This is a genomic window from Mycobacterium montefiorense, assembly GCF_003112775.1.
GTDB lineage: Bacteria > Actinomycetota > Actinomycetes > Mycobacteriales > Mycobacteriaceae > Mycobacterium > Mycobacterium montefiorense.
In genome coordinates this window covers 403,823-416,792 of sequence record NZ_BFCH01000036.1, presented here as the reverse complement: position 1 = coordinate 416,792, position 12,970 = coordinate 403,823, and the positions used below count along the sequence as shown (strand labels likewise).

Genomic DNA, 12,970 nt, shown 5'->3' with positions numbered 1-12,970 from the left:
CACGAGCGACCTGCTCACCAAACAACACCGGCACCGACACCGCCGGCCCCACCGGCGAAACCAACACCTCCCGATTACTCCACAGATCCAACCGGGCCCGCTCACCACCATCAACCACATCCACCGACGACAACCGGACATCAGGATCAGCAGTCACGAGGCCGTCAAAGGCTAGTTCCAGACGGGCTACGTGCGCGGCGATCTCATCGGTGGTGTAGCGATCCGGATTCCATGCGAAGTCAATTCGCGGCACGCCGTCGCTCAGCGTTGGATAGACGTTGACCGATATGTCTTGCACAGGGAAAGCGGACAATACTTGGCTCGTCGCTTCCGAAGAGCCAAAACGAAGCGGAGCATTGAAGTCCAGTATGTTGATAATCGGACCGAACTCCACGTTCATGTCAAGGCGAGTTGTATCGGTGACCAGTTCCGGCCAACGCCGGAATTGTTGGTGGCGTAGCGCACCGATCAACGCCGTGGCGACCTGATCAGTCAGTGCACCGATGGTGTCGCTTTCATCTACGCGGATGAGCAGCGGCACCATATTAGACACCATGCCCGCGCATCTTTTCAGCGCTGCGGTTGTACGCCCAGAAACCGGCAACGACATCCAAATGTTCTGGCGCCCTGTGGTTTTCGCAATGAACGCGGCAAGCGTTGCAACTACCCTCGCAACATAGAGCTGATTACCCTGGGTGTTCGGCAGTCGATGCTTACAGACCAATTCGCGTACCATCGGATAGCGTGGTGCCACCAACCTATTTACCCCTGCTAGATCAGTGACGTCCATGGGCTCGCGCACCACGGACTTCCAGTACTCCGCGTCGATGGCACTACGCGAAGATTGCTGATACTCCCGGTCGGCGTCCCGGATCAAAGCGAACTCGGAAAAGTCGACTTCAGCGGTGACATCGACAGGGGTGGCCTCGACTGATCCCGAGTAAACAGCCGCAATATGCCGGACAAAGTTACTGGCGCCGTACCCGTCACACAGCACGTGGTGCGCACGCAGGTAGAAGAACGACAGATTGTCGGTGATCCGCAACAGCGCGAACTCGGTAAGTCGGTCACGGAACAGATCAATGGGCTGGCGGCAGTCATTGTTCATCCAGCTTCTAGCGGCCGCTCGCGGATCATCCGCCGCGCGAAAATCGATACAGCGTGCAGTCTGCGGGAACGAGCGGTCGACCATGAAGACCGGTTCGCCGTCATCGTCCAGCGACAACCGCGCGCATGGCGTGCCAAACCGCGCCGCGGCAGCTTGGCACGCAACCGACAATCTCCCAAGGTCGACAAAGTGGTCGATCGCTACATAGCCGGCAAAGTTATAGGGAACTTCGGGCTGGAGCTGTTGGGCAGCCCATATCGACCACTGTGCAGCAGTTAGGGGTCCCAGGGCGTCCGGATGCGTACCGAAATCGAGCATATGAAAACGAACTCCCTAATTTAGCCGTCAGACCTGCATCTGAGAAATCCGTGCGTCGTTGAGTCGGCTTATTGCACAACGCAAGACGCGCGCCCCGCTAACCTCGACAAGAACGTCCGGTGGACGACTGGCTTAAACCAGCCAGACCTGTGTCCTCGAATCGCGCCAACCTGCCCGCATGCAGCTTGGCGCTAAGAAACCTGATCCTGCGGACGCCATACGTCAGACTGCGAACCTGTCAATCTCTCGCGCAAACTTCTCGGCCGTATGTCAGACCAGTTCTGTTCGATATAGTCCAGACACGCAGCACGATCCGCCTCGCCGTAAACCACCCGCCAGCCCGCCGGGGTACTAGCGAACACCGGCCAAAGACTGTGTTGGTCTTCATCGTTAACTAAGACGAGAAAGCTGCCCTTCTCGTCATCAAAAGGGTTGAGACTCAACTGTTCTCCATAAGTGTCAGTCCGATGGTTCGGAGTACGATGCGGCATACTCTATATGACCGAGATCACTATATACAATAGTTTCTATGGTATGCGCTTGACGGCCTGACCGGCAGAGGCCGCTGCTTCGATAGATGACGGCTTCGGTGACGAGGCTTGACTGGCCGGCATGGCCACGGTGGCTCCGAATTCGATCGGGATCAACCGTACGAGAGCGGCTCAGTGGCGATGGCGGTGATGGGTCCGTTCGATCCACTGGCCGATGGCAATCACAGTTACTCTCGGATGGCCCACCGGTGATGGTCGACCAGGTTCTTATGCAGCACGCCGAAGAAGCTCTTTACGGCCACGTTGTCACTGGAAGTGCTAAAACGGGTCATCGATCCGGCCATCTCGTTGCGGCCCAATGTGTCCACCAATCATCTTCACCTGAACTGAGTTGGGTAGGTACTCCGCTCTCCCGAATGGTCTGGTGACCGGCCGAAGCCGCGGCGGTGATCACCGGTCGCGTGGTAGGCATCTCGTAGGAGAGAACGCTGTCTTTGAACGCCGTCACATGGCGTAACGTAACGGCGGGTGCCGATGTCCGGCGTCCTCCGATCAGTCCTAAAACAGACGACAGCATGTCCCCCGATCGGTGGACATAGCGAGGCTCCTCCCCTGACCTTCCCGTTCACAGTCGCTGTGCTGCAGTACTTTTGGCGCGAGCCTGATTCTCACCGGCGGGTAAGGATCCGGCGCACCAGGCGTAGCTGCTTTCCATCCCGTCCGGGGGCCCACAGCCCGATCAGGACGGAGATCGCGGCGACGAGCACTGCCATAGTGATCGTGGACGCATGCATGGCCGTGAGGAATGCGATCTTGCCGAGCTCTGCAAGCTTGGCTCCCTGCGGCCCGAGCTGGCTGGCCACCTCGACGGCCTTCGCCAGTGAGTCGGTAGCCGGTCCACGCACCGGCGGCGGGAAACTCGCCAATTGTGGTGCCAGCTCATGGGAATAGCGTCCGGCCAGGATCGAACCGGCCACAGCGATTCCCAGGGCGCCGCCCATCTCCCGCGAAGTGTCGTTCACCGCGGAGGCGACCCCCTGCTTTTCGTCGGGAACCGCGCCCATGATCGCCGAAGTTGTCGGTGCCGTGCAGATTCCGATCCCAGTGGCCAGAATCAGCGTCGGCCAAGCGAATTGAGAGAAACTCGAATGTAGGTCCAGTCCGTACATGCACGCGAAACCTACCGCCATCAGCAGTGTGCCGATGAACAGCACAAGGCGCAGCCCGAGTTTCGGCACATACCAGAACGACAGCGCCGAGAAGATACCCAACGGCACCATGAAGGGGCCGAACGCAATCGCCGTCATCAGCGGTGAGTAGCCCATGATCTGCTGGACGTACTGCATCCCGATATAGAAAAACCCGAACGTCGCACCAAACAGCACGGCGATCGCCGCCACGCCGGTGGCGAAATTGGGGTCGGCGAACAGTCGCACGTCGAGAAGTGGTTGGTGACGCCGATATTCGACGACACCAAACAGCGCGGCAATAATCGCCCCCGCGACGATCCCGCCCCAAACCATCGGATCGTCCCAGCCCCGATTGGGTGCTTCCAGGATGGCGACCACCGAAATCGCGACGGCGGCTCCGATCAGGAATGCGCCCAGCGCATCGATGCGAGGAGCGTTACGGTCGCGCGACGATGAGACGGTGCATGCCAAGGCGAAGATCACCAGTCCGGCGATGCCCAATGACCAGAAGATCGCGTGCCAATCCCAATAGCGAAGCAGCAGCCCCGAACCGATCAAGCCGAACACGCCGCCGGATCCGGCGGTGCCTGCCCAGATGCCGACGGCCTTCATACGGTCGTCCTTCGGGTAGGCCACAGTCAGTAGTGACAGCGTCGCGGGCATGACGAAGGCTGCGCCGACACCAGCTGCTGTGCGCCCCACAATGATCGACAAGGGACTGTGCAATATCGCCGGTGTCGCCGAACCGAGCGCGAACACGACCAGACCGGTCAGCAGCGCGCCACGCCTGCCGTAGCGATCACCGATCGCGCCGGCGGGCAGTAGCAGGCAGGCCAGCGCAACGGTGTAACCGTCGACGATCCAGTTCAGTTGCGACTGCGTGGCCGAAGTTGCCACCGCGAGATCACCCAGCGCGGTGTTCAGCGCCGTCATCGACGCGACGACCAGCGCGACACCCATGCACGCGACGGCCAGGGTCCAGGCTCGCGCACGAGGACTACCGCCGATGCTTACCGCATCAGTACGCTGGTCAGGCCGGACGAAGACATCGACCATAAGGCGCGCCTCCCTTCGGGGGCCGTACGAGGTTTTGAGACCAATAGTCTCGTAGATAGACCGATAGTCTTGGTTTTAAACAGGGAGGTGAGTCACGATCACCGAGGGAAGTACGGATCCCCGGCCAGCGCGGTCGCGGGCTCGTTTGCTGGAAGCCGCCGCGACGCTACTGCGGTCCGGAGGCCCGAGTGCGGTGACGGTGGAAGCAGTCACTCGTACCGCCAACGTAGCGAGAGCCACCCTGTATCGCCACTTCCCGAGTGGAAATGATTTGCTGGCTGCGGCATTCAACAGCCTCATCCCGCCGTCCCCGACGCCGCCCGACGAGGGCTCGCTGCGGGATCGCCTTCTCGCCCTTGTGCTTGCCCAAGCCGAATCGGTGGCCCAAGCGCCCGCCGTCATGACGGCCATGTCCTGGTTGGCACTGGGTCGCGACCTTGAGGGTTTGCCGGAACCCCATACAAACTCGACCGACAGCCCGGCCATCACCACGCTGCGCGAACGTATCGCCCAGCAGTACGCGGCGCCGTTCGACGCCTTATTCGATTGCCCGGAGGCGGCGGAGCTGGGTGAGGTGGACCGATCCCGGGCGATCGCCATGCTGATCGGCCCGCTGGTGCTGGGGCGTCTGTCGACGCTGCCGGATTTCGACTATCGGGAATGCGCGCTCGCGGCCGTAGACGGCTTTCTGCACGTGCAGCGTGCGCAGGGCAGGGCTAGCGCAGCGAGTATCGAATCGGCAGGTGCTTGAGTCCGCCGACGAACGTCGTGGCGATCAGTTCCGGTTCACCGTTGAGCTCAATCGATTTCAGCCGCGGTAGGAGTTCGGTGAACAGGCCGTTCACCTCCATGCGGGCCAGGGCCGCGCCCAGGCAGAAGTGCACGCCGTAGCCGAACGCCAGATGCTTGTTCGGATTCCGGCCGACGTCGAAGCGGAACGGATGGTCGAACACGTCCTCGTCACGGTTGGCCGAAACATAGGACAGATGCACCGCATCGCCTTTGGCGATCGGCACCCCGCGAACGATGGTGTCCTCGGTCGCGGTGCGCATGAACTCCTTGACCGGAGTCACCCAGCGGATCATTTCCTCCGCGGCTAGCGGCATCAGGTCGAGGTCAGCGGTCAACCGCTCTCGCTGATCGGGGTTTTCGATCAGCGCATGCAGACCGCCGGCGATCGTCGAGCTGGTGGTGTCGTGGCCGGCGGCGGCAACGATGACGTAGTAGGACGCGGCGTCGATGTCCGACAGCGGCTTGCCGTGGACTGTGGCATTGGCGATTGCCGACGCCAGGTCGTCGGTTGGATGTTTGCGCCGAGAAGCGGTGAGCGCGGTGAAATAATCGAACAAATCCAGCACCACCTCGAGCTGTTCCTCGGGTGTGCTGCCTCGCCGGCGCTCAGCGTCGCTCACGCCGAAGAGCTCCTGAGTGAGCTCGCGAATGCGGGGAAAGTCTGATTCCGGCAGACCCAGCAGCGACATGATCACGTACAGCGGGTAGTTCACCGCAACCTCTTTGACGAAGTCGCACTCGTTGCCCGCCGCCATCATCTTGTCGACGTAGATCTTGGCCAGTTCGGCGACGCGAACCTGCAGCGCGCGCATCGCCTTGGGCCGAAACCAGTCGGCGCCGATCGCGCGAAACGCCCGGTGGTCCTGGCCGTCCATGTGGACCAGGGTGCGCAGGCCCACTCCGGCGTCCAGCCGGGCGCGGGCGAGAGCATCGGCATCGGCAGGGGCAAGCACCGTCCTGGCTTCGTTGATGAACAGGTCGTTGGCGCGCTCGATCTCCATGACGTCGGCGTGCTTGGTGATTGCCCAGAACGGTCGGTAGGGCGGATGGTCGACCAGGGACACCGGCGCGTGGGCGCGTAAGTGGCTCAGCGCGGCGTGCAGGCGCGCGTCGTCCGTGTAGGCGATCGGGTCGGTGAGCACTTTCGCGGCGACATCCACGATTGGCGTGCTCATGGCTCCCCCTGACTCGATTTCCGGCCCGAATTCGACCGTAAGTGCGGGCTGACCATCGGCGAAGGACCGCTGTCCTTGCAGCTATTCGAAGTTGCCTAACTGGCCTGGTCGCGAGATTCTGACTGAGATCTGGCGAACGGCTGTCGACCTAGGTGTTGCTCAAGCGCGTTGACGACCTCGCGTACGACGTCGAGCTGTGGTGGGACGTGGTTCGCCAACGCAGGTAACGGTCACATTGACGGTCACCGACCGACACAGCGATGTCGGGATTGTCGGCGGGGAGCCCCTGCCATGCAAACTTTGGTCGCTGCTTCACAGTGTGTCGAATGCGAGTGAATTGACGATCTGAATGTTGTTCGCCCAGGCGTGCTTCGGGGAATGGGTGGGTGCCGCCGAAGGCACTGACCGGTGAAGGGACCGCCGGCGGTGCCGTCATGTTCGAGCGTCGTTAAGACGCCGCCCTGCCCGCTCAGAAGATGGCAAAACCCCTGATCGCCAGCGAGACCCCGAGCAAGGTGAAGGTGGCTACCACGACGTGCTGACGGTGCGCCAGCGCCCAGTCGTGCAACAACTGCAGTACCGCTTGGGTTTTCGCTGGGGCCGCCAAATGACTGATAAAGACGATCTCGACAACCGCAAACATGCCGACAACGAAAACCACGAGAGCGCTGGCCATGGTGCCGATTGCAGCTCCCGAGGCCGCGACGACCGCGAGTATGAATGGGAGGCTGTCGAGGGGCGGGCCCCCGGTAAACAAACCGACCAGGTACGCGACCCACACGGATCCGTTTGCCCACGCATTCTGGGCACGCCCGCGCAGTCGCAGAATTGTAGATCCGCCTTCGGTCGCCGGATCCCGGTCTTGGTCCTTCGGTCGCGAGATCGGGTTCGGTGTAGTCGAATCCACGAGTAGCGCTGGCATATGACCATCAGGTGTCGGCTGCGGCGCTTGCTGACGTGGGCGCGTCCGCAAGCGCACGGCCAGCACCAGAGCAATGGATAACATCAGAGCAGCGATGCCGATTTGAATGTAATGGACGCCGGAACCGCTGGCGGGGTTGGCCCAATCATGGGAATGCGAACTAAACGTGTGTGTGACCTGAAGCAACGTCAGTGGAATCACGATTGTCGGAATACACGCTGTCAGGCCGCCCATCCCGTAGACGAGTAGGTTCTGCACTGGCCGTGGCCGGGAGATCAAGAGAAGCGTGATGCCAAGACGCACCGGATCGAGCGCAGCCAGAAGCGTCAGCAACAGCACCGACCCCCACATGGCCGGAAACAGTACCCTACTGGCTTCATCACTTTGCTGGCGGCTCTTTGGGATGACGGTCATCCGTAGTGCTGTCTCGGACGGCCATGGACGGATTTCCTGACACTGTCGAAACACCTTGGGGTTAGCACGATTTGCGCGGGAAAGTCCGGCGTGATGAGCGGGAAGGCGGGAGTTCTTCATTCGATCTTCGGTGCTCAGCGCACGCGAGGTGAGGATTGGGACCCGGGGTTGCAGCAGCGCCGAATGGAGTCGTCGATGCCTATAGCGCCTATCGGCAGTCTTGCGGCCGTGCGACGAGGTAGCGCTTGGCGCCGCGGTATCGGGCTGAGCCACGGGCCGCTGGGTCGGGACGCTAGGCTCCGCTTCAATTCATAGAACGCATACGCGAATTGAAGACATGGGATCCATGATGAAATTTGTGCTGGCAAGCTACGGAAGTCGTGGCGATATCGAGCCATGTGTCGCTATCGGCCGTGAGCTCATTCGTCGCGGGCACGACGTCAGCATGGCCGTCCCGCCCGACTTGGTTGAGTTCGCCGAGGCCGCTGTGCCCGCCGCGGTCGCTTTCGGGCCGGATGTGCAGTCGATTTTGGACGCGCACCGCGACTTCTGGACCAATTTCTTCGGCAGCCTCTGGAGAATCCGACGTCTGATCAGGTTGCGGCGTGAGATTGAGGAGCCCGCTCTCCAGCGCTGGGAGGATATCTGCGCCACGATAGCGTCGTTGACGGCGGACGCGGATCTGCTCGTCACTGGTGTGAATTTTGAACAAGCCGCTGTCAACGTCACGGAGTACTACGACATTCCCTTGGCGACACTGCATCTCTTTCCATTACGGCCAAATGGTCAACTCATTTCGGTCCTGCCGGCGGGGTTGGGCCGTGCCGCAATGAGAATGTACGAGTGGATGGCTTGGCGCCTAGGGAAGAAGCTTCAGAACTCACAGCGCCGCAGATTGGGCCTGGGTAAGGCCACCGGGCGGCCGTCACGCAGGATTGCCGAACGTGGATCGTTGGAAATCCAGGCTTACGACGAGGTGTGCTTTCCCGGACTGGCTGCCGAATGGGCGAAATGGAATGGGCAACGGCCGTTTATCGGTGCTCTAACAATGGAGTTGGCGACTGACGCCGATGAGGAAGTCATGTCGTGGATTGCTGCGGGATCACCGCCGATTTTCTTCGGCTTTGGCAGCATTCCGGCCAAGTCTCCGGCTGACACGTTCGCCGCGATCAGCGCGGCCTGCGCGCAGTTGGGCGAGCGGGCACTCATTTGCTCTGCCGCGACCGACTTCGGCAATGTCTCCCACGCGGACCATGTGAAAGTGGTCGGCACGATGAATTTCGCGGCCGCCTTTTCTTCCTGTCGCGCAGTCGTGCACCACGGTGGCACCGGCACCACGGCGGCGAGCTTGCGTGCCGGAGTGCCCATCCTGATCCTTTCCACGGACATTGACCAAACGATGTGGGGAGCTCAGGTCACACGGCTCAAAGTGGGTACTGCGCGGCGTTTGTCGCGCATGAGCCAGACGACGCTAGTTGCGGATCTCCGTACCATCCTCGCCCCGGAATACGCGACCCGGGCTCGCGAGATCGCCGCCCAGATGACTAAATCCGTCGCGAGCGTTGTGACTGCCGCCGATCTATTGGAAGATCTCGCGCGCGGGTCCTCGATGACTAGATCCCATCAGCACTAGTCCGGGTGAGGTCAGTCAGAGCCATCGAAGGCATGCACGCCGAAAGGCCACTCACCGAACGAATTCCGACGCGCGGTGCCCGAGCATTACGATGGTCGCGTGCGGTCCACGGCTGGTGATGGCGGGCAGGATGGATCCGTCGATCACCCAGAGGTTCTCGATCCCGCGCACGCGACATGTTGGGTCGACGACCGCGTGCGGGTCACCTTCGGAACCCATCGGGGCACTGGCGCACAGGTGCTGCGATGTCGCCCATACGGGAGGCCCGACATACGTTGCTGCACTGGCAAGTTCACGGGCCAGCTCGGTACCGCGCCGCAGGGCCGCGACGTCCTGGGGCTCGCTGTCGTAGCGGTGCTCGATCTGCGGAGGCACGGCCGGATCCGCGGATACGAGCGAGATGCGCCCGCGGGTCCGCGGTTGCATCAGCGCCACCCCGATGTGCGGCCAGTCTGGATGACCCGCGGTGCCGTCGCCGGTCATCGCGACGAAGCCGCCGGTATACGGTCTGATCTCGATATCGTCGGCGGCGTTGAGCACCACCTCCAGCACGGGCCGGCCGGTGGCCACCTTCCAGTCGGTGGGCAACACCCATTCGGGGTGATCGCAGCAGTTCATTCCCACCGGAAGCGGAGCCACCACCGGCACGCCAACGCCCCGCAACATCGGCTCATCGCCGACGCCGGACAGCATCAGCAGATGAGCCGACTGAATAGCACCGGCGCACAACACGATTCGATCAGCAGTAAGCGTCGTCGGACCGCCCGAACCCACCGCGTCGACACCCACAGCGGCGGTGCCGTCAAACCGCAACCCCACGGCGCGAGTCTGCGACAGTAGGGTCAGGTTGGATCGGCTTAGGGCCGGCAGCAAATATCCAGCGCCGGATCCGATCCGCACCCCGTCGACAATGTTGAGCGGCACCGCGCCAACACCCGGTACCAACTCAGGGCCGCAATCGTTGAGATCGGCGACCCAGGAAAACCCTGCATCCTGCGCTGCGGCGATGAAACGTTCAGTGGTACCTGTCATTTCGTGCGTACGGCGAATGCGAATCGGACCACTATCACCGTGTACGGGGCCGTCGAAATCAAGGTCAGTCTCGATCGCCCGGAAATGGTCGATCACGTCGGACCATGCCCAGCCCGGTAGCGCGGCCCGATCAAAATCGCATGGCAAGCCACGACAGAAATATCCGCCATTGATCGCCCCCGAACCACCGACCGTCGCCCCCCGCACGATCGGAAGCTCGCGAATCGGCAGCTCGGTGATGCGGGCCCGGTAGCGCTGCACCAGCGGGCTGCCGGCTCCGATTGGCAGCTGCAGCCCATTGGTGGTTTGCGCCAGCAGCACTGGGTCGGCGAGTGCCGGGCCCGCCTCGAGTACGGTCACAGAGCAACCAGGATCGGCGGAAAGGCGTTCGGCAACAACCGATCCAGCACTTCCGGCGCCGACGATCAGCACATCGCTGTGCGTGGTGATCAAGGCGACGGCTAGCTCCGGATTTGCGGCTTGAGCGCGCGCAGGTTGCGTTCGCGCACCACGCCCCACCACAGCCCGAGGCCGTAGGCCAAGTCGTCGACGCGTTTGAGCAATAGATAGGTCAGCAGCCCGATCGGCTCGGCTTCGTCACCGGTGGCGTCCCGGCGGCGCAGCCAGTCGACGACCCCGTCCATCACGGCCGCGACCACCACGACGTGTCTGCAATGCCGCGACACGATGGCCGCGAGCAGCGCCACGGGCCAGTAGTGCCGGCAGATGGCCGATGCCAGCTGCAGCGCCGCCGACCATAGACCCCGGGCCGCAATTACCACGACATCGGCCAACGAGGTCTCGGCGCTGCGCATGGCTCTGGCGATCCGCCGACCGGTGAAGATCGCGATCACGATCGAGGCCACCTGCGACAAGCTTGTCCCGAGCGCCATCAGTATCCAGGCCATCAGCGCCCAGCCCGAGATAACCACCGGGGCGGTCTTGTCGGGGTGGCGCACCGACAGCGGCGCCGCCGAACCACCGTAGAAGGCCTTGCGCGCGAGCCAATCCCGCAATTGTGTGCGGTGATCGTGCGCGACCAGAGCAATCGGCTCGTAGCGCAGCCGGGCACCCGTCTCGATGAGCCGCCAGCACAGATCGACGTCCTCGCCGGACTGCATGGTCTCGTCGAACCCGCCGACCTCGCTGATGGCCGAGCGGCGGCAGATGATCGCCGCGCTGGGTACGTAGGACACTGTGCTGTGCGGCAACACCGGCGCTTCGCGCTGCCCGAGGTCCAGTGAGGAGTGCACCGCTTCGTACCGGGCTACCACGTTCTCGCTGTGTGCCAGACCCACGATGCGCGGTGCCACCAGGGCGACGGTGGGGTCGCAGAAGTGACCGAGCAGGGCTTCCAGCCAGCCGCGGCGCGGCGACACGTCGGAGTCCATGAACGCGACGAAGTCGGTGGTGCACGCCGCCAGCCCGGTGTTGCGCGCCGCCGCCGGACCCTTGCTGCGGGGGTGGTGCAACACCTCGATGTCACCGTGCGTGCCGGCGAAGTCTGCCGCCTCGATCGGCGACAACGAACCGTCGTCCACCACGATCACCCGCAGGCCGCGCAGCGAGTTCAGCAGGCGGCGCACACCGGAAACGTTGTCCCGCACCGGGATTACGACGGTTACATCGCGGTGCGACGGTCCGCCGGCAGGCCGCGGATGCGCGACGGTGGCGTCCAGTAGGGTACGGGCCAGCTGGGCGCTGACGTCGTCGCGAACCTTCAGCCGGCCATCCGAGAGCATGTCCTGGGCGGCGGGAGCCAGCTTGAGCAGACGGGTCGGTGAGCCGCCGAGCAACGCTGAGCCGTCGCCGAGCACCCGCACGCGGCGATCGACCTGAACGGCGAACCCGTCCGGCAGTCGAGGCTGACTCATGTAAGCATCCCGTCGGGGCCGGCCGACCAGTGCACGATCCGGCGCACGCAGCCGTCGACCATCTCGGAGAAAATTCGCTTGCCCTCGGCCGCGGTGGCGGTGGTCGGGTCTCCTAATACTCCTGCGGGGCTGACCGCCGCGACTCCGCCGGTGCGCATCGCCGGGAGTAACTCGGGCAACGGCGCCCGATTCCCGGCGAGCCACCGGTCGGTCAATACATCGGACGGCGAGATATGCAGCAACACCGATGTTTCGGTATGGCCGGCATGGGCGTCGGCGCCAGCGGCGGCGCAGGGGCACCAGGCGACGTCACGACCTTCGTCACGAAGTGTGGTCACGGCGCGATGCAACGCCTCCGCGTTGCCGCCGTGGCCGTTGATGAAGACCAGGCGCTGGGCCCAGCAGGCGGCCGACCTGCCGTACTCGACCAGCAGCAGCGTCAGGGCATCGGTGCCGATGGAGATGGTGCCGGGGAAACTCTGGTGCTCCCCGCTGGCGCCGTAGGCGATGGCCGGCGCGACCAACCATGCCTGCTCGAGGCTAGCCCTGGCCCCCCGGGCAACCGCGGTCGCGATCCGGGTATCGGTGTCCAACGGTAGGTGCGGACCATGTTGCTCGGTCGACCCCAGCGGGACCATTACCGACGGCGAGGTGGGAAATAGCTCGCTCGACGTCGCAGCTCCTAATTCGCCGAGTACGGGCACTCGGTGATGGTAGGCCGAATTCACCTGGCGTGCACCAATTGTTGTGCCTTCAAAGTTATTTTTTTTCTGGGCTGTTCATCGAGACGCCTAAATTCGGCTCGTCCGTCACGGTTGCCACGCGCGTATCACAATTTTCGCACACGTCGATTTTCGCTGGCAATCTCATATCCGCACGAATTCTGCGGCTCGGCGACGAGATCAGTCGTGGCTCCCGCCTTATATTCGGTAAAGCCGCCCGATATGCCCCAAATTATCTCGGGC

Annotated in this window: 11 protein-coding genes; 2 read left to right on the top strand and 9 right to left on the bottom strand. The window is 62.9% G+C overall.

Going from position 1 to position 12,970, the window contains the following annotated elements; all coding sequences use genetic code 11:
* From DB708_RS25775 to DB708_RS25765, 4 genes are all read right to left on the bottom strand, one after another.
* The coding region (locus DB708_RS25775) for a condensation domain-containing protein (RefSeq protein WP_235616944.1) at nucleotides 1-1,426 on the bottom strand (1,426 nt) is incomplete at its 3' end.
* Nucleotides 1,427-1,617: 191 nt separating this feature from the next.
* Nucleotides 1,618-1,869: an MbtH family protein gene (locus tag DB708_RS25770; RefSeq protein ID WP_108926265.1), complete on the bottom strand. Its 252-nt coding sequence runs from the start codon at nucleotides 1,867-1,869 to the stop codon at nucleotides 1,618-1,620.
* Between the two features lie 275 nt (nucleotides 1,870-2,144).
* Nucleotides 2,145-2,288 (bottom strand): hypothetical protein, encoded by a 144-nt coding sequence (locus tag DB708_RS27370; RefSeq protein ID WP_235616943.1) that lies wholly within the window; start codon nucleotides 2,286-2,288, stop codon nucleotides 2,145-2,147.
* Nucleotides 2,289-2,585: 297 nt separating this feature from the next.
* Nucleotides 2,586-4,163, bottom strand: a complete 1,578-nt coding sequence (locus tag DB708_RS25765; protein ID WP_108926264.1) for an MFS transporter — start codon at nucleotides 4,161-4,163, stop codon at nucleotides 2,586-2,588.
* 148 nt (nucleotides 4,164-4,311) lie between these two features.
* On the opposite strand from DB708_RS25765, the gene DB708_RS25760 reads away from it, so the two are divergent.
* Nucleotides 4,312-4,914 carry a TetR/AcrR family transcriptional regulator gene (locus DB708_RS25760; RefSeq protein ID WP_261859503.1) on the top strand — a complete coding sequence of 201 codons (603 nt, stop codon included), beginning with the start codon at nucleotides 4,312-4,314 and terminating at the stop codon, nucleotides 4,912-4,914.
* Here DB708_RS25760 and DB708_RS25755 read toward each other — a convergent pair.
* Nucleotides 4,880-6,130 (bottom strand): cytochrome P450, encoded by a 1,251-nt coding sequence (locus DB708_RS25755; protein ID WP_108926262.1) that lies wholly within the window; start codon nucleotides 6,128-6,130, stop codon nucleotides 4,880-4,882. The two genes, DB708_RS25760 and DB708_RS25755, sit on opposite strands and share 35 nt — an antisense overlap.
* A gap of 469 nt (nucleotides 6,131-6,599) precedes the next feature.
* A complete protein-coding gene (locus DB708_RS25750; protein ID WP_201263622.1) occupies nucleotides 6,600-7,466 on the bottom strand; it encodes a GAP family protein in 867 nt (288 codons plus the stop codon).
* Between the two features lie 349 nt (nucleotides 7,467-7,815).
* Between DB708_RS25750 and DB708_RS25745 the strand changes: the two genes are divergently transcribed.
* Nucleotides 7,816-9,099, top strand: a complete 1,284-nt coding sequence (locus DB708_RS25745; protein WP_108926312.1) for a glycosyltransferase — start codon at nucleotides 7,816-7,818, stop codon at nucleotides 9,097-9,099.
* A 51-nt stretch (nucleotides 9,100-9,150) separates the two neighbouring features.
* Here the strand turns inward: DB708_RS25745 and mftG are convergent, their stop codons facing one another.
* The 3 genes from mftG to mftE are packed head-to-tail and all read right to left on the bottom strand — an operon-like array spanning nucleotide 9,151 to nucleotide 12,733.
* On the bottom strand, nucleotides 9,151-10,584 hold the full coding sequence (mftG, locus tag DB708_RS25740; RefSeq protein WP_201263621.1) for a mycofactocin dehydrogenase MftG: 1,434 nt from the start codon (nucleotides 10,582-10,584) through the stop codon (nucleotides 9,151-9,153).
* A gap of 8 nt (nucleotides 10,585-10,592) precedes the next feature.
* Nucleotides 10,593-12,005, bottom strand: a complete 1,413-nt coding sequence (mftF, locus tag DB708_RS25735; RefSeq protein ID WP_108926260.1) for a mycofactocin biosynthesis glycosyltransferase MftF — start codon at nucleotides 12,003-12,005, stop codon at nucleotides 10,593-10,595.
* Entirely contained in the window at nucleotides 12,002-12,733 is a 732-nt protein-coding gene (gene mftE / locus DB708_RS25730; RefSeq protein WP_108926259.1) for a mycofactocin biosynthesis peptidyl-dipeptidase MftE, read from the bottom strand. The genes mftF and mftE overlap by 4 nt, the downstream gene beginning before the upstream one ends.
* Between the last annotated feature and the right edge of the window lie 237 nt (nucleotides 12,734-12,970).